This window comes from Pseudomonas sp. GW821-FHT07G06, from assembly GCF_058986625.1.
The window spans coordinates 551,104-575,849 of sequence record NZ_JBYSVW010000001.1 but is presented as its reverse complement, the minus strand read 5'-3'; the positions used below and the strand labels follow the sequence as shown (position 1 = coordinate 575,849).

Annotated in this window: 27 protein-coding genes; 18 read left to right on the top strand and 9 right to left on the bottom strand. The window is 60.7% G+C overall.

Annotated elements, in window-relative coordinates; genetic code table 11:
• Position 1 precedes the first annotated feature (1 nt).
• A complete protein-coding gene (locus tag AC3WJW_RS02570) occupies positions 2 to 1,159 on the bottom strand; it encodes an efflux RND transporter periplasmic adaptor subunit (RefSeq protein WP_493725013.1) in 1,158 nt (385 codons plus the stop codon).
• A gap of 265 nt (positions 1,160 to 1,424) precedes the next feature.
• Between AC3WJW_RS02570 and emhR the strand changes: the two genes are divergently transcribed.
• Positions 1,425 to 2,057, top strand: a complete 633-nt coding sequence (gene emhR / locus AC3WJW_RS02565; protein ID WP_493725012.1) for an efflux system transcriptional repressor EmhR — start codon at positions 1,425 to 1,427, stop codon at positions 2,055 to 2,057.
• A 229-nt stretch (positions 2,058 to 2,286) separates the two neighbouring features.
• Here the strand turns inward: emhR and AC3WJW_RS02560 are convergent, their stop codons facing one another.
• From AC3WJW_RS02560 to AC3WJW_RS02545, 4 genes are all read right to left on the bottom strand, one after another.
• The gene (locus AC3WJW_RS02560; RefSeq protein ID WP_493725011.1) at positions 2,287 to 2,997 is read right to left on the bottom strand and encodes a hypothetical protein; all 711 of its coding nucleotides are present in this window, start codon (positions 2,995 to 2,997) and stop codon (positions 2,287 to 2,289) included.
• Between the two features lie 202 nt (positions 2,998 to 3,199).
• Positions 3,200 to 4,249 carry an alkene reductase gene (locus tag AC3WJW_RS02555; protein ID WP_102701037.1) on the bottom strand — a complete coding sequence of 350 codons (1,050 nt, stop codon included), beginning with the start codon at positions 4,247 to 4,249 and terminating at the stop codon, positions 3,200 to 3,202.
• A gap of 30 nt (positions 4,250 to 4,279) precedes the next feature.
• Positions 4,280 to 5,446, bottom strand: coding sequence for an MFS transporter (locus AC3WJW_RS02550; protein WP_493725010.1), 1,167 nt, complete (start codon positions 5,444 to 5,446; stop codon positions 4,280 to 4,282).
• A 34-nt stretch (positions 5,447 to 5,480) separates the two neighbouring features.
• A complete protein-coding gene (locus AC3WJW_RS02545; protein ID WP_007983055.1) occupies positions 5,481 to 5,783 on the bottom strand; it encodes an ArsR/SmtB family transcription factor in 303 nt (100 codons plus the stop codon).
• A 170-nt stretch (positions 5,784 to 5,953) separates the two neighbouring features.
• On the opposite strand from AC3WJW_RS02545, the gene AC3WJW_RS02540 reads away from it, so the two are divergent.
• Positions 5,954 to 6,532 (top strand): acyl carrier protein phosphodiesterase, encoded by a 579-nt coding sequence (locus AC3WJW_RS02540; protein WP_493725009.1) that lies wholly within the window; start codon positions 5,954 to 5,956, stop codon positions 6,530 to 6,532.
• Positions 6,533 to 6,640: 108 nt separating this feature from the next.
• Here the strand turns inward: AC3WJW_RS02540 and AC3WJW_RS02535 are convergent, their stop codons facing one another.
• Together AC3WJW_RS02535 and olsB are read right to left on the bottom strand one after the other, a co-directional pair.
• Positions 6,641 to 7,432 (bottom strand): lysophospholipid acyltransferase family protein, encoded by a 792-nt coding sequence (locus AC3WJW_RS02535; protein ID WP_007976719.1) that lies wholly within the window; start codon positions 7,430 to 7,432, stop codon positions 6,641 to 6,643.
• On the bottom strand, positions 7,432 to 8,187 hold the full coding sequence (olsB, locus tag AC3WJW_RS02530; protein WP_007976720.1) for an L-ornithine N(alpha)-acyltransferase: 756 nt from the start codon (positions 8,185 to 8,187) through the stop codon (positions 7,432 to 7,434). The genes AC3WJW_RS02535 and olsB overlap by 1 nt, the downstream gene beginning before the upstream one ends.
• Positions 8,188 to 8,342: 155 nt before the next feature.
• On the opposite strand from olsB, the gene AC3WJW_RS02525 reads away from it, so the two are divergent.
• From AC3WJW_RS02525 to AC3WJW_RS02485, 9 genes are all read left to right on the top strand, one after another.
• Positions 8,343 to 9,221 (top strand): acyl-CoA dehydrogenase family protein, encoded by an 879-nt coding sequence (locus AC3WJW_RS02525; protein ID WP_493725008.1) that lies wholly within the window; start codon positions 8,343 to 8,345, stop codon positions 9,219 to 9,221.
• Between the two features lie 155 nt (positions 9,222 to 9,376).
• Complete coding sequence (locus AC3WJW_RS02520; RefSeq protein WP_493725007.1) at positions 9,377 to 10,471, top strand: serine hydrolase domain-containing protein; 1,095 nt, start codon at positions 9,377 to 9,379, stop codon at positions 10,469 to 10,471.
• On the top strand, positions 10,468 to 10,791 hold the full coding sequence (locus AC3WJW_RS02515; protein ID WP_493725006.1) for an amidase: 324 nt from the start codon (positions 10,468 to 10,470) through the stop codon (positions 10,789 to 10,791). Before AC3WJW_RS02520 ends, AC3WJW_RS02515 begins: the two co-directional genes overlap by 4 nt.
• 153 nt (positions 10,792 to 10,944) lie before the next feature.
• Entirely contained in the window at positions 10,945 to 12,120 is a 1,176-nt protein-coding gene (locus tag AC3WJW_RS02510; protein ID WP_493725005.1) for a M20 aminoacylase family protein, read from the top strand.
• Positions 12,121 to 12,202: 82 nt separating this feature from the next.
• Entirely contained in the window at positions 12,203 to 13,513 is a 1,311-nt protein-coding gene (locus tag AC3WJW_RS02505; RefSeq protein ID WP_218501590.1) for a citrate-proton symporter, read from the top strand.
• Positions 13,510 to 14,958, top strand: coding sequence for an amidase (locus AC3WJW_RS02500; protein WP_493725004.1), 1,449 nt, complete (start codon positions 13,510 to 13,512; stop codon positions 14,956 to 14,958). Before AC3WJW_RS02505 ends, AC3WJW_RS02500 begins: the two co-directional genes overlap by 4 nt.
• A gap of 69 nt (positions 14,959 to 15,027) precedes the next feature.
• Positions 15,028 to 15,798 (top strand): IclR family transcriptional regulator, encoded by a 771-nt coding sequence (locus tag AC3WJW_RS02495; RefSeq protein ID WP_493725003.1) that lies wholly within the window; start codon positions 15,028 to 15,030, stop codon positions 15,796 to 15,798.
• A 103-nt stretch (positions 15,799 to 15,901) separates the two neighbouring features.
• Positions 15,902 to 16,492, top strand: a complete 591-nt coding sequence (locus tag AC3WJW_RS02490; protein ID WP_493725002.1) for a YceI family protein — start codon at positions 15,902 to 15,904, stop codon at positions 16,490 to 16,492.
• Position 16,493: 1 nt separating this feature from the next.
• The gene (locus AC3WJW_RS02485) at positions 16,494 to 17,651 is read left to right on the top strand and encodes a phospholipase D-like domain-containing protein (protein ID WP_116580190.1); all 1,158 of its coding nucleotides are present in this window, start codon (positions 16,494 to 16,496) and stop codon (positions 17,649 to 17,651) included.
• A gap of 140 nt (positions 17,652 to 17,791) precedes the next feature.
• On the opposite strand, the gene bglX is transcribed toward AC3WJW_RS02485, so the two are convergent.
• A complete protein-coding gene (bglX, locus tag AC3WJW_RS02480) occupies positions 17,792 to 20,083 on the bottom strand; it encodes a beta-glucosidase BglX (RefSeq protein ID WP_493725001.1) in 2,292 nt (763 codons plus the stop codon).
• Between the two features lie 262 nt (positions 20,084 to 20,345).
• On the opposite strand from bglX, the gene AC3WJW_RS02475 reads away from it, so the two are divergent.
• From AC3WJW_RS02475 to AC3WJW_RS02455, 5 genes are all read left to right on the top strand, one after another.
• Positions 20,346 to 20,951 (top strand): LemA family protein, encoded by a 606-nt coding sequence (locus tag AC3WJW_RS02475; protein ID WP_493725000.1) that lies wholly within the window; start codon positions 20,346 to 20,348, stop codon positions 20,949 to 20,951.
• A 134-nt stretch (positions 20,952 to 21,085) separates the two neighbouring features.
• A complete protein-coding gene (locus AC3WJW_RS02470) occupies positions 21,086 to 21,841 on the top strand; it encodes a TPM domain-containing protein (RefSeq protein WP_493724999.1) in 756 nt (251 codons plus the stop codon).
• A 28-nt stretch (positions 21,842 to 21,869) separates the two neighbouring features.
• A complete protein-coding gene (locus tag AC3WJW_RS02465; RefSeq protein ID WP_493724998.1) occupies positions 21,870 to 22,487 on the top strand; it encodes a TPM domain-containing protein in 618 nt (205 codons plus the stop codon).
• A gap of 129 nt (positions 22,488 to 22,616) precedes the next feature.
• Positions 22,617 to 22,919, top strand: coding sequence for a helix-turn-helix domain-containing protein (locus AC3WJW_RS02460; RefSeq protein ID WP_493724997.1), 303 nt, complete (start codon positions 22,617 to 22,619; stop codon positions 22,917 to 22,919).
• Complete coding sequence (locus tag AC3WJW_RS02455) at positions 22,906 to 23,262, top strand: putative holin (RefSeq protein ID WP_493724996.1); 357 nt, start codon at positions 22,906 to 22,908, stop codon at positions 23,260 to 23,262. The genes AC3WJW_RS02460 and AC3WJW_RS02455 overlap by 14 nt, the downstream gene beginning before the upstream one ends.
• 77 nt (positions 23,263 to 23,339) lie before the next feature.
• Here the strand turns inward: AC3WJW_RS02455 and AC3WJW_RS02450 are convergent, their stop codons facing one another.
• Positions 23,340 to 23,765 carry a helix-turn-helix domain-containing protein gene (locus AC3WJW_RS02450; protein ID WP_493724995.1) on the bottom strand — a complete coding sequence of 142 codons (426 nt, stop codon included), beginning with the start codon at positions 23,763 to 23,765 and terminating at the stop codon, positions 23,340 to 23,342.
• Between the two features lie 300 nt (positions 23,766 to 24,065).
• Here AC3WJW_RS02450 and AC3WJW_RS02445 point away from each other — a divergent pair, with 300 nt between their 5' ends.
• Together AC3WJW_RS02445 and AC3WJW_RS02440 are read left to right on the top strand one after the other, a co-directional pair.
• A complete protein-coding gene (locus AC3WJW_RS02445; RefSeq protein ID WP_104450581.1) occupies positions 24,066 to 24,344 on the top strand; it encodes an Ogr/Delta-like zinc finger protein in 279 nt (92 codons plus the stop codon).
• A gap of 2 nt (positions 24,345 to 24,346) precedes the next feature.
• Positions 24,347 to 24,709: a hypothetical protein gene (locus AC3WJW_RS02440; protein ID WP_493724994.1), complete on the top strand. Its 363-nt coding sequence runs from the start codon at positions 24,347 to 24,349 to the stop codon at positions 24,707 to 24,709.
• The last annotated feature ends 37 nt before the right edge of the window (positions 24,710 to 24,746 follow it).

Sequence of the window (24,746 nt, the reverse complement as noted above, 5' to 3'; positions counted from 1 at the left end):
TTTACTCCCCTTTTCCGCCAGAGGCTTTATCAGCTGTCTGAGCGGGGGCCGGGCTCTTTACGGCTACGTTGGTCGCTTCACTGGCCTTGACTTCGATGCCGGGTTTGACGAATTGCAGACCTTCGGTGATCAGGCGATCGCCGGCCTTCAGGCCGTCTTCGATCAGCCACTGGTTGCCGACGGTGCGGTTGGCCTTGAGTTGACGCAGTTCGACCTTGTTGTCCGGGCCGACAACCAGAGCGGTCGGGGTGCCCTTGAGGTCGCGGGTCACGCCTTGCTGCGGGGCCAGGATCGCCGCGCTGTTCACACCGGCCAGCAACTTGGCGTGCACGAACATGCCAGGCAGAAGGGTGTGGTCAGGGTTCGGGAAAATGGCGCGCAGGGTGACGGAACCGGTGGTCTGGTCAACCGAGATTTCGGAGAATTCCAGCTTGCCGTCCAGCTTGTAATCGCTGCCGTCTTCCAGGGTCAGCTTGACCGAGGCCGCGTTGTCGCCGGCTTTTTGTAGGCGACCGCTTTCCAGTTCGCGGCGCAGTTGCAGCAGCTCGACCGAGGACTGCGTCACGTCGACGTAGATCGGGTCGATTTGCTGAATCACCGCCATCGCATCGACCTGGGCATTGCTGACCAGCGCGCCTTCGGTCACCGAGGAGCGGCCGATGCGGCCGGTCAGCGGGGCATAGACCTTGGTGTAGCGCACGTTGATCTGAGCAGTTTGCAGTGCGGCTTCCGATTGCAGGCGGTTGGCCACGGCGGTGTCGTATTCCTGACGGCTTACAGCCTGCTCGTCGACCAGTTGCTTGTAGCGGTCGGAAATCGACTTGGTCGAGCGCAGGTTGGCTTCGGCGCTTTTCAATGTCGCTTCATAGACCGATGGATCGATCTGATAGAGCTGCTGGCCGGCCTTGACGTCGCTGCCTTCCTTGAACAGGCGCTTGAGAATGATGCCGTTGACCTGAGGACGGACTTCGGCAATGCGGAACGCACTGGTACGGCCGGGCAGATCGGATGTCAGGGTGAACGCTTGCGGTTGCAGAGTCACGACGCCGACCTGAGGCGGTGGGGCGGCCGGTGCTGCCTCTTCCTTTTTGCATCCGCTGAGCAGCGATGCCAGGGCGACGGCGGCGACCAGAGCGGTAACAGCTGGCTTGAATTGCATGAAAATCCTCGGGTCAGGCGCGCAACGTGCGCACTAGAAAGGTGGAAGGTTGAAATATGTTTGCCGAGTGGATAAGTAGCATGCTAAGTAATATACTTACGTACATGGCTGTTTGTAAATACCCAGGCTGCGTATCAGCGTCGTTACAAAAGCCGTTGAAAGGTTGGAATTGTAGGCCGGGGACGAACCCCCAGAACGTTCGCCCCACTTTTATTCAGCTGATATTCAGACATCGCTGAAGCACCTTGATTGAGGTTGTACTGCCATGGTCCGTCGTACCAAAGAGGAAGCTCAGGAAACCCGCGCGCAAATTCTCGTGGCGGCCGAAAAGGCCTTTTACGAGCGAGGCGTGGCGCGTACGACCCTGGCGGATATCGCCACCCTGGCCGGCGTCACTCGTGGGGCCATTTACTGGCATTTCAGCAACAAGGCGGATCTGGTGCAGGCCATGCTCGACACCTTGCATGAGCCGCTGGAAGAAATGGCCAAGGCCAGCGAGAGTGAAGACGAACTCGATCCCCTGGGCTGCATGCGCAAGCTGCTGATTCATTTGTTTCATCAAATTGCGCTGGACCCGAAAACCCGACGCATCAATGAGATTCTTTTTCATAAGTGCGAATTCACCGATGAAATGTGCGACCTGCGCCAACAGCGTGTGTCAGCCAGCCTCGAATGCAATGTGCGGATCGGCCTGGCGCTGAGTAATGCGGTGAATCGTGGCCAGTTGCCGGAAAACCTCGACACCGCCCGCGCTGCGATCAGTTTGCATGCTTATATTGATGGCATCCTGTACCAGTGGTTGCTGGCCCCCGACAGCTTTCAATTGCACAGCGAGGCTGAGCGATGGGTCGATACAGGTTTGGAGATGCTGCGATTGAGTCCCAGCCTGCGCAAATGAAACAAACTTCATGCTCGGCTGTGGATCCGGTGTATGCCGCACCAAGCCTGTGGATGAACAAGGGGGCATTTATATACGGTCACTTTCCGTGTTGACAGTCGGATAGCCGCCTATTTTGTAGGAAAATTGTTGCCCGCAGGTGAAAAGGCGCGAAGCTCCCCTGAAAAGATGCTGTAGCTGAATTTGAAAAGCGCCCGTTGCAGGCGCTTTCTTGAACCATGCGGTCATTTCATCCAAGGGTAATGGCAACAGCATAGCTGTAGGGACTTTGCGCAAGCGTTCGTGAGATGTGCGAGCTGCATTTCAGCGGTTTGTTGCCGATAGAACGGACTGTATGTTTTCTATAAGGAATGGTCGGTTGCGAGAAGGAAAAGGCATCATATTTTTTCTGGAGCTTGATCAGTGTTGAAAACTCGAACGCGTGCGAGGCGCTTCCCAAGGAAAAGTTGTAATTGATGCTGGTTGGACGCTTGTTTTTTCTCGAGGAATAAACTGCTGGTATCTCATGGCTCAGTGTGAAGCACATGTGTTCCAGAGGTTGAATGTCGAAGTCCGATGTTTCGTATCCACTGTAATCCCAGTCTGCATAACGCAACGAAAACGCTTCGTTCGAGCTATTGAATATAGTGATCAGAACACTCGTGTATGACTTGATGCGCGAGATGGAGCTCCATTCGTTTTGCTCATCCTCTTTGGCTTGCTGGATGTAGTTCAAATAACTTTCGTCAATCCTGGACTGCTCTGCAAGCTTTATGATTTCCTCTGCGGATAACCCGGCTAGCGTAGCTTGCAGGGTGGCGGCAAGGATCGGGTTCATTTGCATCAGGATTGACAGCAGTGTCGAATTCAGAGAAACCAGATCGACCTCCTGAATGATGTCGTAGGCCTCAAAGTCTTCGTAGCCCGCAGTGTTTGTTTCAGTATTTGTGTTCTCTTCCATGAGACGACTCCTTGGGTGTGTTTGATTAACATTAACGCTCGGTCGAGAAAGGTTAACTTTAAAGACCGACCGATTGTGTTTGGTTTTATTGCGTATTATGTGGTGATGTAGTTGTGGGGACGGAATAGTCAAATTGTCGAGTTGTTTGAAATAAAAAAGCCCCGGCTCTTTCGAGTCGGGGCTTTTGCGTTTCCAGTTACGGTTACAGCGTCGGGTAGTCGATGTAGCCGACCGGGCCCTTGGCATAGAACAGCTCCGGGCGCGCTTCGTTGAGCGGTGCGTCGGCCTTCAAGCGTGCCGGCAGGTCCGGGTTGGCGATGAAGGGGACGCCGAAGGCGACCGCATCGGCCTTGCCGCTGGTGAGCAACGCGTTGGCGCTGTCCTTGGTGAAACGCTCGTTGGCAATGTAGGGGCCGCCGAAGGCTTCCTTGAGTTGTGGGCCGAGGCTGTCGGCGCCTTCTTTCTCGCGCGAGCAGATGAAGGCGATGCCACGCTTGCCCAGTTCGCGGGCGACGTAGGTGAAGGTTTCGGCCAGGTTGTCGTCGCCCATATCATGCAGGTCGGCGCGTGGCGACAGGTGCACACCTACACGGCCGGCGCCCCAGACTTCGATGGCGGCGTCAGTCACTTCCAACAGCAGGCGGGCACGGTTTTCCAGGGAACCGCCATAGTTGTCGGTGCGCTGGTTGGTGCTGCTTTGCAGGAACTGGTCGAGCAGGTAGCCGTTGGCGGCGTGGATTTCCACACCGTCAAAGCCGGCGGCCTTGGCGTTCTCGGCGCCGACGCGGTAAGCGTCGACGATGTCGGCGATTTCAGCGGTTTCCAGGGCGCGCGGAACAGGGAAGTCGGCCAGCGGACGCACCAGGCTGACGTGGCCCTTGGGCTGGATGGCACTCGGGGCGACCGGGGCTTCATCGTTCAGGTACAAACCGTGGGAAATGCGACCCACGTGCCACAACTGCAGGAAGATCTTGCCGCCCGCGCCATGGATGGCCTTGGTCACGTTGGACCAGCCACGTACCTGATCGTTGGACCAGATGCCCGGGGTATCGGGGTAGCCGACGCCCATCGGTGTCACCGAAGTCGCCTCGCTGAGGATCAGCCCGGCGGACGCACGCTGCACGTAGTACTCGGCCATCAGCGCGTTGGGTACACGGCCTTCGTCGGCGCGGCAGCGGGTCAGCGGTGCCATGATGATGCGGTTGGCCAACTCGAGGTCGCCCAGTTTGATTGGATCGAAAATAGTCGTCATGAAGTACAACCCTCGTGAGGTTTCAGGTGATTAGTTGGTAGCTGGTGCCAGATCGGGATTGCCGCTCTGACGGAAAGTAATCAGGGTGACCAGCAGGGCGAGTACCGCCAGTACGGCTGCGGCGAGTGGCACGCTGGTCAGGCCGAAGCCATGGGCGATCACACTGCCGCCGACCCAGGCACCGAGGGCGTTGCCGATGTTGAAAGCGCCGATGTTCAGGGTCGACACCAGGTTCGGTGCGGCTTTGCCGAACGTCACCACGTTCACTTGCAGCGCCGGTACGGCGGCGAAGCACGCGGTGGCCCAGAGGAACAGGGTGATTTCGGTCGGGATCAGCGCGACGCTGGTCCAGGTCAGCACGGTGGACACCACGGCCATGGTCACGAACACACCGATCAGGGTTGCGGCCATGCCTTTATCGGCCAGCTTGCCGCCGATGATGTTGCCTACCGTCAGGCCCAGGCCGATGAGCATCAGGGTCCAGGTCACGCCACGGGGCGAGACGCCAGTGACTTCGCCCAGCAGCGGCGCAACGTAGGTGAACAGGGTGAACACCGAGGCGGCGAACAGCGCGGTCATGCTCAGGGACAGCCAGATGCCAGCGCCCTTGAGTGCGGCCAGTTCGGCGCGCATGTCGAGTTTTTCTTCATCGCGCTTGGCCGGCAGGAAGCGGATCAGACCGATCAGCGCAATCACACCGATCACGGTCACGGCCCAGAAGGTCGAACGCCAGCCGGCTTCCTGACCGAGGGCGGTGCCCAGCGGTACGCCAAGGACGTTGGCCAGGGTCAGGCCGGTGAACATCAGGGCCACGGCCGAGGCACGTTTGTTCGCCGGCACCAGGCCGGCAGCTACCACCGAACCGATGCCGAAGAAGGCACCGTGGCACAGGGCGGTGACCACACGGGCAAACATCAGCACGTTGTAGTCGCCAGCCACTGCACAGAGCAGGTTGCCGATAATGAAGATGCCCATCAACGCCACCAGGGCGGCCTTGCGCGGCAGTTTGGCGGTGGCCAGCGCCATGAACGGCGCGCCGATGGCCACGCCCAGGGCGTAACCGGTCACCAGCCAGCCGGCACCGGGAATCGACACGCCGAGGTCGGCCGCCACGTTGGGCAGCAGGCCCATGATGACGAACTCGGTGGTGCCGATGGCGAAGGCACTCAAGGCCAGGATGAGTAGCGAGAGGGGCATGTCTAATTCCTTTTCGGCTGACTGACGTTAAGGGTCAGAGCTCTTTACTGAAGGTTTTGAGGAACTCCTGAATGGTTTCCTCATTGCGTTTGAAAAAATGCCACTGGCCGACTTTTCGGCTGCTGATCAGGCCGGCGCGTTGCAGGGTCGCCAGGTGTGCCGACACCGTGGACTGCGACAGGCCGCAACGTTGATCGATCTGCCCGGCGCAAACGCCGTGCTCGTTGCTGTGGGACTGGTCGGGAAATTCGACGGTCGGGTCCTTGAGCCAGTGCAGGATTTCTCGCCGTACTGGGTGTGCCAGGGCTTTTATTATTTCGTCGAGATTGATGGTCATGATGTGGGCTCGTGATGTTTAAAACGCTATATCGCGATGAGGCGAACTTTAAATCGGTATTTCGCGATATACAAATATGATTTGGCTCTGACCAGCTCACATTTCGGTATATCGAGTTATAACGATACGTTGAGTGTAACAAGGCAAGGGGGCAGTGCTAAGCTGCGCCCATGAACTATCTCGCACATCTTCACCTCGGTGGCCAGCGTCCCGGCCAATTGCTCGGCAGCCTGTATGGCGATTTCGTCAAGGGACGCCTGCAAGGGCAGTTCGCTCCGGACATCGAAGGGGCTATCCAGTTGCACCGCAGCATCGACGTGTTCACCGATCGTCATCCTCTTGTGGATGTCGCGTTGTCGCGTTTCTCCCTGACCCGTCGTCGCTATGCGGGGATCGTGCTCGACGTGTTTTTCGACCATTGCCTGGCGCGGGACTGGAAGCTGTATGCCGACCGGCCGCTGGAGCTGTTCACCTCGGACGTGTACCGCGTGCTGTCCAGTGAGCGGCAACTGCCGGAGCGGCTGGCGAAGATTGCGCCGCACATGGTGGCCAATGACTGGTTGGGCTCGTATCAGGAATTCGAAGTGCTGGAGCAGGTGTTGCGCGGGATCTCGCGGCGCCTGACCCGGCCGGAGGAACTGGCGGCGGCGATGCAGGAATTGCGGCAGTTGTATGAACCGTTGAGCGAGGACTTTCGGTTGTTCTATCCGCAGTTACAGGATTTTGCCCGGAACTATCCAACAACATAAAACCAGTGTGGGAACGAGCTTGCTCGCGATTGCGGTGGGTCAGTCAACATCATCGTTGAATGATTATCCGCTATCGCGAGCAAGCTCGCTCCCACAAGGGGTATGTGTTTACGCCGCAATGGCAGGGCGCATCGGTGCTCGCTGAGGTTCAACGACAGTCCCGAACAACGCCTTCTGCACCGCCTGCTGGGCCTCGAACGCCAGTGCCGCGCGCTCCCGACCTTCACAAGCGATTGGCTTGAGCAGATGAATCTCCACGCCGCCACGGTCATTGGCGAACAGACGCATCAGGTGCGACAGCAGATCATCGTCGCCAATGAACGGCGCCAGCGCGCAAGGCTCGCCGTCACGTACATAACGGATAGCCACCGGCTGCAGCGCCACTTCGGAGTCGATGGCGGCGGACAGCAGGCGACCATGGAAGGTGCGCAGCGAACGGCCATCGGTGGTGGTGCCTTCCGGGAACATCAGCAGTGGGTAGGCCTGTTCCAGATGGCGGGTCATCTGCTTGCGGATCAATTGGCTGTCACCCGAGCCACGGCGGATAAACAGGCTGCCGGCCTTGGCCGCCAACCAGCCGGCCACCGGCCAGGTGCGCACTTCGGCCTTGGACAGGAACGACAGCGGCGTGAGCATGCCCAGCAGCGGAATGTCGGTCCAGGACACATGGTTGCTGACCCAGAGCATGGGTGTCTTCGGCAGCTCGCCGTGGACGGTCACGTCAAAGGGCAGGGCGTTGCCCAGGCGGGCCATGAAAAAACGCGACCAGCGCTGACGACGCGCCATCGAATGGGCCAGACCCAGGCGTTCGAACACGCCGAACACACTGGCCATGCCCAGGCCCAGCGTCACCACCATCAGCACTCGCGCGATTCGCGCGTACACCCGCAACCGGCTCATTACACAGCCGCCTTGAAGTGTTTGGCGTAGCGCGGGCAGAGTTCGTCGCGCTTGAGCAGGATGAACACATCGGCGACCTGGAAGTCTTCGTCCCAGCACGGCTCGCCGCAGATCTTCGCGCCCAGGCGCATGTAGGCCTTGAGCAATGGTGGCATCTCGGCAATCACGTTGGACGGGATGTCCAGGCTTGGCAGCGGGTTTTTCGGCTCGGCGCGCAGGTGTTCGGTGCACAGGTAGCGTTCGCGCAGACGCTGCATGATCGCGTGGGCCTGCACGCCGCCATCCTGCATCGGAATGCTCGCGCAACCCATCAGGTAGCTGTAGCCGCCCTGGTTCAGGACTTCGGCCAGTTCGCCCCAGAGCACGGCGATGGTGCCGCCGTTGCGGTAGGCCGGGTCGACGCAGGTACGACCGATTTCCAGGATCGGGCCTTGCAGGTGCACCAGGCCGTGGAGGCTGAATTCTTCTTCGCTGTAGAACTTGCCCAGGCTGCTGGCAGCCGTGTGGTCGAGTAAGCGGGTGGTCGCCACCAGGCGCCCGGTGTTCAAGTCACGCACGCCGATGTGGGCGCAGTGGACGTCGTAGTCATCCATGTCCAGACCCAGTTCAGCGCCCTTGAGCTTGGCGTTGAATTCGCCGCTGAACACGTTGAAACGCAAGGCCTGGGCTTCCTGCAGCGCCTCGGCCCCCACCAGGCGTTCGGCTTGCAGGCGGCGTTCGTTGGCGGTGTCGCTGATGCGGGCGATCTGAGTCATGGCGAATCTCCGTGCAGGCTGCTCACCCGTCTTTGGGCTACAGCGAATCGACTTTCTTTGTCTAGCCGTGTTGTGCAAAGTCAGGCTATGTAGCCCCGGTGTCATCGCCATTAAGCTTTGGTGATGCTTATATGACAGCCCACGAGGAGCCTCTTATGCCCTGGCAAACCCTGTTGAACCGCCGTGATCGCTTGCCCGCCAACCCGGACCTGGCCGAAGGTTTCGCGACCTTGTTGCAGCAGTTGGGCACGGGCACGCCGTTTGAATTGGCCGTGCTGGGCGGGCGGCTGATGGCAACGCCGGGGCTGGCGTTTCTGGTGGGGTATCAAGCGGCATTGCGCATGCTCTGGCCGAGCGCGCCACTGAGCCTCGGCGCGCTGTGCGCCACCGAACAGCGCAGCCTGCGCCCGGCCGACATGCAGACCCGCCTGAGCGGTTTGCGACTGAGCGGACGCAAGGATTTCGTCACCGCCGGCAATGCCGCCGACTGGCTGCTGGTGGCGGCACGCAGCGAGGAGCCCGGCGCCGACCCGCGCTTGAGCCTGGCGGTGATCTATCGCGATGAGCCGGGCGTGCGGGTGGAAAAACTGGCGCCGATCCCGTTGATGCCGGACATCAGCCACGGCCGGTTGTTTCTGGATAATGCCTTGTGCGAATTGCTCGCCGGGGACGGCTGGGATGCGTATGTCAAACCGTTCCGCACACTGGAAGACATCTATGTACTGAGTGCCATGACGGCGTGGCTGTATGGGGTCGGTCAGGACTGTGCCTGGCCGCAATCCTTGCAATTGCGTCTGCTGGGGCTGTTGGCAGGGTGCGCGGAAACCAGCCGCCAGCCACCGACCAGTCTGGCCGGGCATGTGGTGCTTGGCGGGTTGTTCGCGCAGTTTGACGTGCTCAAGACCGAGGTGAATGAGGCGCTGGCCGGTGGACCGCCGGAGTGGGCGGCGATGTGGCAGCGCGATCAGGCGGTGATGGATCTGGCCGCGGGGGCGAGGGGCAAGCGGTTGGCCAAGGCACTGACAGACCTTTGACGATCCCTGTAGGAGCTGCCGAAGGCTGCGATCTTTTGACTTTGTTTTTAAAAGCAAGATCAAAAGATCGCAGCCTTCGGCAGCTCCTACAAGGGTCGCGTGAGTGTCATTTAATTGGGCTAGGCTGACCCGGTTATTCCCTGTGAGCCCCCGCCATGCCCAAAGGCTTGTCCCTGATTGTCCTGCTGTTGCTCAGCTTCACGGCCCGGGCCGAGTACTGGCCCGCCGAGCAATGGCCGACTGCCCCGACGCCGACCGGCCCGGCGCTTCAAGCGTTGGAGGCCTACGCCTTCCCGCCCCGCGATGACAGCACTCACCAGGGCATTCGCACCGATGCCTTGCTGGTGATCCGCGACGGCCAGTTGCTCTACGAACGCTATGCCGGCCCGACGACGGCCGAGACGCCGCACCTGACCTGGTCGATCAGTAAGAGCCTGATGGCCGCCGTCCTCGGCGTGGCCTATGGCGAAGGCTTGTTCAAGCTCGGTGACCCGGTGGCGAAGTTTTATCAGCCCCTGCAAAAACATCCCGACATGACCATGGCTGACTTGCTGCACTGGGCCTCAGGCCTGGACTGGCAAGAAGACTACGAATACGCCCCACTGAAATCTTCGGTGGTGGCCATGCTCTACACCCGCGGGCACCACGACATGGCCGCGTTCACTGCGGCGCATGCTGCGTACGCTGCGCCGGGCCAGGCCTTTCGCTACTCCAGCGGTGACAGCAACCTGTTGTCCGCCGCGCTGAAAACCATCGTCGGCCCCGACCGCTATCCCGACTATCCATGGACTGCAGTGTTCGAACCGCTGGGCATTCGCCACGCCGTTTGGGAAACCGATGCCACCGGCACGTTCGTCGCGTCGTCCTATGCCTACCTGACGGCACGGGATCTGGCCCGGGTCGGTCTGTTGATGGCCCGCGAGGGGCGCTGGGGAGACAGGCAGCTGCTGCCCAAGGACTGGGTGGCGTTCAACCGCGAGCCGTTCGCTCACTATCATGCCCACGAAGACGATGCCGTCCCCGGCGGCCAGTGGTGGCTCAATCGAGCGGTTGAGGGCGCGGCACAACCCTGGCCCGATGCCCCCGTCGATACCTTCGCTGCACTGGGGCATTGGGGGCAGGCGATGTATGTGGTTCCCAGCGAACAGCTGGTGATCGTCCGCTACGGCGATGACCGCGACGGCAGTTACCGGCACAACGAATTGCTCAGGCTCGCGCTCAAGGCCTTTGCCGGGAAGGTGCAGCCATGACCGGGTTCATCCGTCGTCGACCGGTCAGTTCGCTATTGCTGATTGTGCTGATCGCCTTGCTCGGCTGGATCTGGCGCGAGCGTGAGGCGCTGTGGGCGTTCCCCGACATCATCAGCGCCTACACCGCCAAGGAATACTGTTCGTGCCGCTACGTGATGAACAATGACACCGAGTACTGCCGCGGTTATGTGAAACAGTGGCTGCCCGCCAGCGGCTTTACCGATGACCCGGCCGGCAAGCGTGTCACGGTCAGCGGCATGGGCCGCAGCAACGGCGCGGTATGGGTCAGCGAGCGCCAGGGCTGCCGCTTGCAGCCCTGATATCCCTTCAGGTTCCACTCTGTGGAACCACATTCGATTGTCCTGGCGCGCGACTCGCGGTTATCTGGCAGTGAGCGCGACCTGCCTTTGACGTGTCGCGAAATCACTGCGAACAACAAGAACGGGACTACACCCGGCCCGAGGACAATTGTCATGACCCGATATCAGCACATCCTTGCCTGGCTCAACGACGTGGCCAGCGATCTGCACGCCACCCGCCAGGACATCCACGCCCACCCGGAACTCGGCTTCGAGGAAAACCGCACCTCGGCGCTGGTGGCCAAATCCCTGGCGGATTGGGGCTACGAGGTGCACACCGGCATCGGCAAGACCGGTGTAGTCGGCGTGCTGCGTAATGGCAGTAGCCCGCGAAGACTCGGTTTGCGGGCGGACATGGATGCGCTGCCGATCATCGAGAACACCGGTGCAATCTACAGCAGCCAGCATCAGGGTTGCATGCACGCCTGTGGGCATGACGGCCACACCACGATGCTGCTGGGCGCGGCGCGCTACCTGGCGGCAACACGCCAGTTCGACGGCACCCTGACGTTGATTTTCCAGCCTGCCGAAGAGGGCCAGGGCGGTGCCGAAGCGATGCTTGCCGATGGCCTGCTCGAACGTTTCCCCTGCGATGCGCTGTTCGGCATGCACAACATGCCGGGGCTACCCGCCGGCCATTTGGGTTTTCGTGAGGGGCCGATGATGGCCTCGCAGGATTTGCTTAACGTGACCATCGAAGGTGTCGGCGGCCACGGTTCGATGCCGCATCTGGCGGTCGATCCGCTGGTGGCGGCGGCCAGCGTGGTCATGGCCCTGCAGACCGTGGTCGCGCGCAACATCGATGCGCAACAGGCGGCGGTGGTCACGGTGGGCGCGTTGCAGGCGGGGGAGGCGGCCAACGTCATTCCACAACAGGCGATCCTGCGCCTGAGCTTGCGGGCACTGAATGCCCAAGTGCGCGAGCAGACCCTCGAACGCGTGCGCGCAATCATCGAATCCCAGGCCCGGAGTTTCGGTTGCAGTTCGCGCATCGAACATCGTCCGGCCTACCCGGTGCTGGTCAACCATGCAGCCGAAACCGAATTTGCCAGGCAAGTCGGCGTTGATCTGGTCGGTGCCGATGCGGTCGATGGCAATACCCCCAAACTCATGGGCAGCGAAGACTTCGCCTGGATGCTGCAACGTTGCCCCGGCGCCTACCTGTTCATCGGCAATGGCGTGTCGCGGCCGATGGTCCACAACCCCGCGTATGACTTCAACGACGACATCCTGCTGACCGGTGCCGCGTACTGGGGCGCACTGACCGAGAGCTGGCTCAAGCCGGCCTGATTTCCTCACTTTCTACTGCCGCCGGACCGGGTGCGCGCTGCCGTGCCCGCCGTTACCCAACAGGTTTTTGGAGAGTTCCCCCATGCAGACTTCGAGCACCGGCGTTTCGCGCACCCGGCAGGTGGTCGCCGCGGTTATCGGCAACGCGCTGGAATGGTATGACTTCATCGTTTACGGCTTTCTGGCCAGCATCATCGCCCGGCAGTTTTTCCCCTCTGACGACGAATACGCCTCCTTGCTGATGGCCCTGGCGACATTCGGCGTCGGCTTCTTCATGCGTCCGGTGGGCGGCATCCTGCTGGGGATGTATTCGGACCGCAAAGGGCGCAAGGCGGCGATGCAGATGATCATTCGCCTGATGACTGTATCCATCGCACTGATTGCGTTTGCACCGAACTACGCCGCTATCGGCATGGGTGCGCCACTGTTGATCGTGGTCGCGCGGATGCTGCAAGGCTTCGCCACGGGCGGCGAATACGCCAGCGCCACGGCGTTCCTGGTGGAAAGCGCACCGGCGCACCGCAAGGGCTTGTACGGCTCGTGGCAATTGGTCGGGCAATGCCTGGCGGTGTTCTCCGGGGCGGCGATGGTCGCATTGTTCACCCACCTGCTGTCCCCTGAGGCACTGGAGAGCTGGGGCTGGCGGATTCCTTTTGTGCTGGGTTTGCTGATCGGCCCGGTCGGGCTGTGGATTCGCAAGCACATGGAGGAACCGGAGGAGTTTCTCGAAGCACGCAAACAGGCCAAAGGCGCGAGCCCAAGCCTGATGCAAGTGCTCCGCGAACACAGGCGCAGCATTCTGGTGTCCATGGGCCTGGCCTGTGGCGCGACCGTGTCGTTCTACGTGGTGCTGGTGAACATGCCAACCTTTGCCCACAAGAATCTCGGCCTGCCGCTGGATCAGGTGTTGCTGGTGCAAATGCTCGCGGTGGCGCTGATGACCGTGATCATTCCGTTGTCTGGCGCACTGTCGGACCGACTCGGCCGGCGCCCGGTGTTGATGGCCTTCACCCTGGCGTTTTTCCTGATGGTTTACCCCTTGTACGTGTGGGTGGCGGCGGCGCCGTCGGTGGAGCGTTTGCTGGTGATGCAACTGTTGCTGTGCAGTGCGATCGGCGGTTTCTTTGGCCCGGCTCCGACCGCGCTGGCCGAGCAGTTCCCCATCGAAGTGCGTTCCACCGGTGTGTCGGTGGCTTACAACGTCGCGGTCATGGTCTTCGGCGGGTTCGCGCCGCTGATCGTCACTTGGCTGAGCAAGGTCCTGGCGACTCCGGTGGCGCCATCGTTCTACGTGTTGTTCGCCTGCTTGCTGACGTTGCTCGGCACCTACTGCATGCAAGAAGCACCGCGGGCAAAAAGATCCGTTGAACTCAATTTAGGGGTGAAACCTTGAGCAGCAATCCGATTGTTGAAATGGACGCCGATGCGCTGTCCCGGGCCATTCATGGGCGGCAGGTGTCCTGTCGCGAGGTGATGCAGGCGTATCTGGCGCAGATCGAACGCTTCAATCCACAGGTCAATGCGCTGGTGTCCCTGCGCCCGGCCGAGGCATTACTGGCAGAGGCCGACGAGTGTGATCGCCAACTCGACCGGGGGCAGTCCCGAGGCTGGATGCACGGCATGCCGCAGGCGGTCAAAGACCTGGCGGCCACCGCCGGTTTGCGCACCACGATGGGCTCACCGCTGTTCGCCGAGCAGGTTGCGCAACACGACGCCATCAGCGTGGCGCGGGTGCGTGACTGCGGGGCGATCATCATCGGCAAGAGCAACGTCCCGGAATTCGGCCTCGGCTCGCAAACCTACAACAGCGTGTTCGGCACCACCACCAACGCCTACGATCCGACCTTGATTGCCGGTGGCAGCAGCGGCGGGGCGGCGGTGGCGCTGGCGTTGCGCATGCTGCCAGTGGCCGACGGCAGCGACATGATGGGTTCGCTGCGCAATCCGGCGGCGTTCAACAACGTCTATGGATTGCGTCCGTCCCAGGGGCGTGTGCCGTTCGGGCCCGGACCTGAGATGTTCGTCCAGCAACTGGCCACCGAAGGACCGATGGGCCGTACGGTCACCGATGTTGCCCGTTTGCTCGGCACCCAGGCCGGGTACGATCCGCGCGTGCCGTTGTCGCTGACTGAAGATCCGGGGATATTTCACCAGTCGTTGCAGCAGGATTTCAGGGATGTGCGGCTCGGCTGGCTGGGGGACTACAACGGCTACCTGCCGATGGAGCCCGGCGTCATGAGCCTGTGTGAATCGGCGTTGCAGGACTTCGCCACACTGGGTTGCAAGGTCGAGGCCTGCCAGCCGGATTTCTCCATGGAACGCCTGTGGCAAACCTGGCTGGTGCATCGCCACTGGCTGGTGCAAGGCAGCCTCGGCGGGTTGTATGCCGATGCGCAAAAACGCGAACACCTCAAACCCGAAGCCCGATGGGAAGTCGAGGGCGGGTTGCGTCTGACGGCGGCGGATGTCTATCAGGCCTCGGTCAGTCGCAGCGAGTGGTATCGAGCGCTGAACGAATTGTTCGATCGTTACGACTTTCTGTTGTTGCCCACCGCCCAAGTGTTTCCTTTTGATGCACAAACCCCTTGGCCGCGCTTTGTTGGCGGGCACGCCATGGACACCTACCACCGCTGGATGGAAGTGGTGATCGGGCCGACCCTGGCCGGGTTGCCGAGCATGAGTGTGCCGGTGGGATTCAACCCCGCCGGACTGCCGATGGGCCTGCAAATCATGGGTCGGGCCCAGGCTGACCTTGCGGTTTTACAATTGGCTTATGCCCATGAGCAGTTGACTCAGTGGGTCAAGCGCTGCCCGCCCGGTTGCCTGCAAAATGCATGAGCCCAGCGGACAGGCCCGCATCTTGCTGCGCAAAGTGATCATCCATCTGCGCTTAGGGAAATCGAACCTATGGAGAGCAAGGCAGAAACCGGTAGCGTGCGTTCCGTCGAGCGCGCCCTGGCGATTGTCGAGTTGCTGGGTGAGCATCAGGCTTTGGGGCTGGAGGAGTTGCACTACCTGACGAGCCTGCCCAAGGCCACGGTGTCGCGCATGTTGCTGACCTTGCAGGAGCAGGGCTGGATCTATCGCGGCCTGAGCGACCGGCGTTATCGCTTGTGCGCCAAGCGCCTGTTTGGTGACAGCCAGCTGCGCTTCAAGCGGCGCCTGGTGGAAAACGCCGCGCCGCTGTTGCTGGAGTTGAGTGAGCGCACCGGGTTGGTGGCAGACCTGTCGTGCTTTGACGGCGAGCGGATCGAAGTCATGGAAAGCGCGATCCCCACGGTGCTGCGCAAGCGATACCCGAACAACTGCCAGATCGTCGGCCAGCACGCCAGCCTGTTCCATTCGGCCATGGGGCGGGCCTGCCTTGGCGAGCTGGACAGCCATGAAGTGGAGCGACTGGCCAGCCGTGAGCGAATGACGGACGAGTCCCTGTTCAACGCCACTGAGCAGGCATTGCATCAAGGCTTCGGCCAGCGCACCGAGGGTTACTGGGAGTATCCGGTACGCCTGCCGTTCCTGATTCGCGCGGTGGCCCTGCCGATCCGCACCGATGGCCGCCTGGTCGGCAGCATGGCGCTGCACTGGCCGATGGATCAGGCGCCGGTGGAGCGAGTACTCAACCTGCACCTCAACAGCCTGGCCACGACCATTGGCAATGTGCAGCAGGCGATGGCCTGATTTGGAACTTGTGGTGGTTTAGAGACTCAAGGCAACACATTTCTTGCAACCTGTGGCAGGCCGGTTAAGGTTCAGCACAGGTTTCTCTGCCTTACGAGTCTCTATGTTCAAGCGCTCCGCCCTCCGATCCCTCGTTTTTCTGCTGCTGACGGGTGCTGCATTGTCGGCCCGCGCCGACTGGTACCTCGATGGCGAATCTTCACGCCTGTCGTTTGTCAGCACCAAAAACACCAATGTTTCCGAAGTGCAGCGCTTTCTGGTGCTGCACGGCAAAGTCGATCCCCAAGGGCTGGCGCAGGTGGAAGTCGAACTGGAGTCGATCAACAGCGGCGTCCCGTTGCGCGATGAACGCATGCGCAAAGAGCTGTTCCAGGTCGACCGGTTCCCCGACGCCTTGATCACCACGAAAATCGATCTGCGCCCGATCAACGACCTCGCTCCCGGTGCGCAGCTGGAATTGCGTCTGCCGCTGATGGTCGACCTGCACGGCAAGCAACACGAGTACCAGGCCGAACTGCTGGCCACCCGTCTCGATGACCGGCGCTTCCAGGTGGTGACCCTCGAACCGCTGGTGATCAACGCCGAAGATTTCGATCTGGCACCGGGTCTGGAAACGTTGCGCAAAATGGCCGGCCTCTCGGCCATCAGTCTTTCGGTGCCGGTGGGTGCGGTGCTGATTTTCACGGCGCGTTGACATGGCCGGAGCGATTTTTCCCTGGCGCGAAGGCAACCACTTCGAACTGCTGATCGATGGCCCGCAGTTTTTCCCGCGCATGCTGGTGGCGATTGCCCGGGCTGAAGAACAGGTGGAGCTGGAGCTGTATCTGGTGGAGGCAGGCGCCTGCGCCGAAGCCATGGTCCAGGCATTGGTGCAGGCCGCCGAGCGCGGTGTGCGGGTGCGCTGCCTGTTCGATGATTACGGCAGCCTCGCCTTCACCCTGGCCTTGCGCCAGCGACTGATGGCCGCCGGGGTGGAGCTGCGTTTCTACAATCGCCTGAGCTGGCGGCGCTGGGTCGGCAACTTCTACCGCGATCACCGTAAATTGTTGCTGGTGGACCAGAGCCTGGCCGTGGTCGGCGGCACAGGGGTCACCGATGAGTTCTGGACGCCGGGCGAAGACGTCAGCGAATGGCACGAAGTGATGGTGGAAATCACCGGCCCGCTGGTGCTCGATTGGCAGCTGCTGTTCGATCGTCAGTGGATCGCCAACCGCCATCGTCGCGCCTGGCGACCGGCCTCGCATTTCGGCTTGCCGCGGTTACCTCGTGTACCGTCCAGTGGCGAGGGCATGGGCCGGGTGGCCTATGCCGACGCCCGTCAACACCGGGACATTCTGCAATCGCTGGTGCGCGCCCTGAACAGTGGTCAACGACGGATCTGGCTGGCCACGCCGTACTTTCTGCCGACCTGGAAAGTCCGCCGTTCCCTGCGCCGGGCGGCTGCCCGCGGCGTGGATGTGCGCTTGCTGCTCACCGGCCCGCGTACCGATCACCCCTCCGTGCGCTACGCCGGGCATCGCTACTACCCGCGACTGCTCAAGGCCGGGGTGAAGATCTACGAATACCAGCCGTGTTTCCTGCACCTGAAAATGGTCCTGATCGACGACTGGGTGAGCATCGGTTCGTGCAACTTCGATCACTGGAACCTGCGCTTCAACCTGGAGGCCAACCTGGAAGCACTGGACCCCGGATTGACCCGAGCGGTAGCGGCGAGTTTCGAACGGGATTTCGGGTTGAGCGAGCAAGTCAGCCTGGAGGAATGGAAGCGCCGACCACTGTGGAAACGGGTCAAGCAGCGGGTGTGGGGATGGGTGGATCGGGTGGTGGTGAATCTGCTGGATCGAAGGGGCTGATCTCGGGTTTCTGAACACCGCAAACCACTGTGGGAGCGAGCCTGCTCGCGAATTCGGTCTGCCAGTCGACATCATCGTTGACTGACACACCGTCTTCGCGAGCAGGCTCGCTCCCACAGGGTTAATGCGGTGCAACGAGGTTAGAGCAACTCAAAACTCTGCTGCGTCACGTCCTCGGAATCCAGGCCGATCTGCACGTTGAACTTGCCCGGTTCCGCCGCGTATTTGAGCTGGGTGTTGTAGAACTTCAGGTCGTCCTCGGTGATGGTGAAGTGCACGACCTTCTGCTCGCCGGCCTTGATCATCACTTTCTGGAAGTTCTTCAGTTCCTTGATCGGGCGGATCATCGAGCCTGCCACGTCCTGGATGTACAACTGCACCACGGTTTCGCCGTCGCGCTTGCCGGTGTTTTTCACCGTGACACTGGCGTCGAGCTTGCCGGTCTTGTTCAGCGTGGTCGACGACAGCGCCATGTCGCTCAGGCTGAACTCGGTGTAGCTCAGGCCATAGCCGAACGGGTACAGCGGGCCTGTGGTGTCATCGAAGTACTGCGAGGTGTAGTTGCCCGGTTTGCCCGGGGTGAATGGCCGGCCAATGGTCAGGTGGTTGTAGTAGGTCGGAATCTGGCCGACCGAACGCGGGATACTGATCGGCAGTTTGCCCGACGGGTTGTAGTCGCCGAACAGCACGTCGGCGATGGCGTTGCCGCCTTCGGTGCCGGTGAACCAGGTTTCCAGGATCGCGTCAGCCTGTTCTTTCTCTTCGAGGATCGTCAGTGGACGGCCGTTCATCAACACCAGCACCAGCGGTTTGCCGGTGGCTTTCAGGGCACGGATCAGCTCGCGCTGGTTTTCCGGGATGTTCAGGTCGGTGCGGCTCGACGATTCGTGGGACATGCCACGGGATTCGCCCACGGCGGCAACGACGACATCCGCATCCTTGGCCGCTTTCACCGCTTCGTCGATCAGCACATTCGCCGGGCGCGGATCATCCACCACTTCCGGGGCGTCGAAGTTGAGGAAGTTCAGGTAACCGAGGATCTTCGGGTCGCTGGTGATGTTGGCGCCACGGGCGTAGATCAGCGTCGATTTATCGCCCAGGGCGTTGGTCATGCCGTCGAACAGGGTAACGGACTGCGCAGGCCTGCCCGCGGCGGCCCAACTGCCCATCATGTCGATGGGCGCCTTGGCCAGCGGACCGACCAGCGCGATTTTCGCGGTCTTCTTCAGCGGCAGGGTCTCGTTCTGGTTCTTCAATAGCACCTGGCTGCGGCGTGCCACATCACGGGCTTCAGCGCGGTGCAGGCGGCTGTCGGCGTAGGTGTCGACCGGATCGTCCTCGGCCTTGCCGATACGCAAGTACGGGTCCTTGAACAGGCCCATGTCGTACTTGGCGTCCAGTACCGCACGCACGGCGTTGTCGATGTCGCTCTGCTGGATCTCGCCGGACTTCAGCAGCCCTGGCAGCTCTTTGCCGTACAGGGTGTCGTTCATGCTCATGTGGATGCCGGCCTTGATCGCCAGCTTCGCCGCTTCGCGACCGTCGGCGGCAACGCCGTGCTTGATCAGCTCGAAAATCGCCCCGTGGTCGCTGACGGCCAGGCCCTTGAAGCCCCACTCCTTGCGCAGCAGGTCGTTCATCAGCCAGGTGTTGGCGGTGGCCGGTACGCCGTTGACTGAGTTCAGCGCGACCATGACCCCGCCAGCGCCGGCATCGATGGCGGCGCGGTACGGTGGCAGGTAGTCCTGGTACATCTTGACCGGGCTCATGTCGACTATGTTGTAGTCGCGGCCACCCTCGACCGCGCCGTACAGGGCGAAGTGCTTGACGCTGGCCATGATGCTGTCGGCCGCGTTCGCGCCAGTACCCTGGAACGCCTTGACCATCACGCCGGCAATGCGCGACACCAGGTAGGTGTCTTCGCCGAAGCCTTCGGAGGTACGGCCCCAGCGCGGGTCGCGGGAGATGTCGACCATCGGCGCGAAGGTGATGTCGAGGCTGTCAGCCGCGGCTTCCTTGGCGGCGATGCGCCCGGACAGGCCGATGGCATCCATGTCCCAACTCGAGGCCAGAGCCAGCGGGATCGGGAAAATGGTGCGGTGGCCGTGGATCACGTCGTAGGCGAAGAACATCGGGATCTTCAGGCGGCTGCGCATGGCGGCGTCCTGCATCGGCCGGTTTTCCGGACGGGTGATCGAGTTGAACGTACCGCCGATGTTGCCCGCCGCGATTTCCTTGCGGATCATTTCGCGAGGCATTTCCGGGCCGATGCTGATCAGGCGCAACTGGCCGATTTTTTCATCGAGGGTCATTTGCTTCATCAGGTTGCTGACGAAGGCTTCCTTGTTCTCCAGGGGTGCGGGCGTCGTGGCGGCCAATACGTTATGACTGGCCAGGCTGACGAACAGGCCCAGCAAACACAGCTTCTTCATGAATAGTTTTCTCAAGGGCCCAAACGGCGATATTCACGCCGGCCAGCCAAAATTTAGGGAGCGTCTATTGTTGTTCGGGTGCCGGCTCAAAAAACCAGAGCCAGAAAACGACAGCCAGGTGGCGGATGCGTTTTCACGCAGGGCCTCTTTTTAGCCCATCGGCCCGTTGCAATCCAGAGGCGCGGGCGATTATGCCCCAAGAGCCGGCCCAGAAGGTTTCACGGTCGGTTTTTTCATGAATGTACAAGGGAGCGACATCCTGATGAGTGCAAGTCCAACCTACCGCTCGCGTATGCAGGTCGTCACGCTGCTGATGCTGGCCACGTTGCTGACCGCCTGCGGCATCAACAACATCCCGACCCTCGACGAACAGGCCAAGGCCGCCTGGGGCCAGGTGCAGAACCAGTATCAGCGGCGCGCCGACCTGATTCCCAACCTGGTGGAAACGGTCAAGGGCTACGCAAAACATGAAGAAGAGACCCTGACCGCGGTCATTGAGGCCCGAGCCAAGGCCACGTCGATCCAGGTGGATGCCTCGACCCTCGACAACCCGGAAAAACTCAAGCAGTACCAACAGGCCCAGGATCAGCTCAGCGGCGCCTTGAGCCGTTTGATGGTGGTCTCCGAGCGTTATCCGGACCTCAAGGCCAACCAGAACTTCCTCGCCCTGCAATCGCAGCTCGAAGGCACCGAGAACCGCATCAGCGTGGCCCGGCGCGATTTCATCCTCGCGGTGCAGAAATACAACACCGAGATCCGCACCTTCCCCGGTCGCCTGTGGCACACGGTGATGTACAGCGACCTGCCGGTGCGTGAGACCTTCGAAGCCACGCCGGGTTCGGAAAAGGCCCCGGAAGTCAAATTCTGAAGCAACCTGTAGGAGCTGCCGAAGGCTGCGATCTGTTGACGTTGATTTTTTTGCGAGCGCTAAAGGTCAGGATCAACAGATCGCAGCCTTCGGCAGCTCCTACAGGGCCAGGTTCGGGATGGAAGAGGTAGCCAATGCGCGTGTTGAAAGCGGGCCTGATGCTGTTGTTGTGGGTGGTGGCGATCACGGCCCGGGCCGAACTGAATTTTCCGGCGCTGACCGGGCGCGTGGTCGACAACGCGCAGATGATCGAACCTGCAGTGCGCGAGCAGCTCAACCAACAGCTTCAGGCCCATGAACAGGCCACCGGCGAGCAGCTTGTGGTCGTGACGTTGCCGGACTTGCAGGGCACCGACATCGCCGACTTCGGTTACCAGCTGGGTCGCCACTGGGGGATCGGGCAGAAGGACAAGAACAACGGCGCCCTGCTGATCATCGCCCGGAACGAGCGCCGGTTGCGTATCGAAGTCGGGTATGGCCTGGAGGATCGCCTGACCGACGCCCAGAGTTCAGTGATCATCAACCAGGTCATCACCCCGGCATTCAAGACCGGCAACTTCAGTAAAGGCATCAGTGACGGCGTGGCGGCGATGCTGGTGGTGCTGGGCGGCAACCCCTTGGACGAACCCTCCACGGCGTATGAATCCAGAGGCGATCCGGGGGACGATTTCGTCTCGCGGCATCCCGGGTTGCTGGTGTTTTTGGTGATGCTGTTCATCCTGACTGTTTTTGTGTGTCAGATGCTCGGTATCCTTCCCGCCGGCCGGGGTGGCTCCGGAGGATCCGGGGGCGGCTTTGGCGGTGGTGGATTTGGCGGCGGCGGTGGAGGTGGAGGCTTCAGCGGCGGCGGAGGCAGTTTCGGCGGGGGCGGTTCGTCCGGCGGCTGGTGATAATAAAAATGAGCAGGCAATTCACGACATGGCATTACTGACTGAACACGAACAACGCAAAGTCGCCGAGGCAATCGCCCGGGTCGAGCGCGACACCGATGCAGAACTGGTGACCGTGCTCGCGGCCCGCGCCGACGACTATGCGTACATCCCGTTGCTGTGGGCCAGCGTGCTGGCGCTGCTGGGGCCGGGCATCGTGCATTACCTCACCGGCTGGCTGACCCTGCACAGCCTGCTGCTGGTGCAATGGGCCATCTTCATCGTCCTGTGCCTGGTGTTCCGTCTGCCGAAAGTCACTACCCATCTGGTCCCGCGCTCGGTGCGCCACTGGCGCGCCTCGAACCTGGCGCGCCGACAGTTCCTGGAGCAGAACCTGCACCACACCGAAGGCAGCACCGGTGTACTGATTTTCGTCTCCGAAGCCGAGCGTTATGTGGAGATTCTGGTGGATGAAGGCATTTCCAGTCGTCTGGACAACAAGAACTGGGATGCCATCGTCGCCACCTTCACCCAGCAGGTGAAGCAGGGGCAGACGTTGCAAGGGTTTGTCAGCTGCGTCGAAGCCTGCGGCGAGTTGCTCAAGGTGCACGTGCCCGTGACCCATGTGCGCAATGAACTGCCGAACCGCCTGGTGGTGCTCGGCTAAGTTCTCCGTGGCATTGTGTAGCGCTCGCCGCTACAACTCCCGTCAATTGTCCGGGTTCGGCCCTGTCGTCAGTATTTCTCTCCAACAGTGATCGCCCAGCGACGGGCGTTCCCGCGAAGAGGGATTCTTATGGCAACCCGACAATCGATTGACTCTTTGGCAAAGGCAGCCAATGGCGCTGAGGGAAGCAAGCCCAAGGCGAAACTGACGGCCAAAGAAACGCAAATCCTGATGTGGTGTTTCAAGGGCAAAACTTCCTGGGAAATTGCCAGGATCGAGAATTGCACGGAATCTACCGTCAATTTTCACTTCGCCAATATTCGCCGAAAGTTCGACGTCAGCTCTCGCACCTGCGCATTGCTCAGGGCAATCGAGTCGGGAGCGATCGAGGTGGATTCGGTCGTTGCGCGAGGTGCGCATGAGCCTGACTGATTCGACCTACAACGGTATCGGTGCGCTCATGTTGGGAATGGGCATTGCGACGTTGCCGGTTGTCGATGGCGAAGTGCTGTTCGGTGCAATGCTCGGCGCGTGGCTGGTCACGACCACTCGCACCAGCTTCAAGGCCTGGCAGCGCATCGGTTCCTGGTTGCTGTCTGCAGGTGTCGGCTACCTCTTTACGCCTGTCGCACATCCGCTGGCGCCTTTTCTGACCGGTGGGGTAACAGCCTTTCTTTGCGCGATGATCGTTATTCCCATCAGCATCAAGCTCATGCAATGGGTCGATGGTGTCGGTATCGGCGAAATTATTCGGCACCTGAGAGGACGAAGATGATGGTTCGTGAATGGGGTTGCCTTGATATCCGGGACGGGCGTTTCTTGAAGCCATGCAACTTCGGATGACACCGTTCATCAGGTTTCATTCGAAGGTTTGAGCGTTGCCAGGATAGCGGCCATTTCGGAAAGCCTGAGTTCCATATCACGCAGTCGTTGCTTTTCCTCGAGTGCGTTTTGTATGGCGCCGCGGTCTTTTTCATCGAGCAACCGCCAGAGCGCGAGGATGGTGTTTTCCCGTGTTGTGCTTTCCTGAGCGGTCTCCGAAGAATCAGCAACTGCTTTTCTCAGAATCGGCCCTTCGCCCAGCAACAGCCAGTCAAGGGATATTCCCCGGGTTTGCGCGATTTCTACGCATAATGAGTAAGGTGTGCTGTCGCGGCCTCGCCAGCTACTAAGGGTTTGCGGGCTGATCTGTAGCGCGGAAGATAAAGAAGCATCGGTTTTTGTGCCGGTAACTTGCTTTAGACGAGCCAGAACAGCTTGTGATTTTTTGCTACGCAATTTGAGCCGCTTCCTTTTGACATATGCTTTTTGAGTGCCTAATTTATGCGTAATGAGTACTTTTTTTCTTGTAAGTAATCAATCATCAAAGATGAGTCAGAAGAATACGATGTCGAAACTTCCTAATGGTATCAGGGTGATTTCCTACGAGCATGGCTCGACCCCATTACACGTCTGCCCGATGCAGTTCCTTATGCCTGGCAGACACTGTTCGCAAGCCCGGAGTGCCGCGATGAACGCGTCAAGCAGTATTGCGTTTGATCAGGTTGATTGCCACCCAATGACCCTCGGGATTCAAGCATGAGTACTTATAAAATGGTGTGTCCGCACTGCTTGAGCCGGATGCGCATCCGCACCAGCGAAGGCCGTCATATTTTCCTGCGGGTGGCGTATCTGCAATGTACGTCGGAAGCTTGCGGTTGGTCCGTACGTGCCGAATTTGAAATGACCCATGAGCTTTCGCCCAGTGGCATGCCCAATCCGGCCGTACGCCTGCCTTGCGCCGGACCCGATTTGCGCCGTGCCTCCCGGCCTGTTGCCGTCAGTCCTGACACGACAGAAGTGTCGCAGGAGACGTGAGCATGAAGGTCATTGATGAAAATGCAGGTCTGAATGAGGAGCTATTGGCTATTGCCCAGGCGTTTCTGGGACGTCATGAAAGTGAAGGGGGGATCGATGATCAAGTCCTGTTTTGTCGCGCGGTGAAGCATCTGCAGAGTATGGATGTACCGATGTTCCTGGCCGAAAGGCTGGTGAGCCGTGCCTATGGCGTACTCAAGTCGTGCAACGACCGTCGGCGCCTGGACATCGATGCAAGTTCCGAAACGGTCGCCGTGGTGACTGACCCTGCCAATGGCCTGACCTGGGCGGTGCCAGTGGGGCTGATCGTCAAACACATCATCAATTCACCAAACAATCGCAAGCTTCGCCTGGTGGAACCCTGAGGCTTCAACGGTTTATCGAGGTCCTGGACTGCGTGAC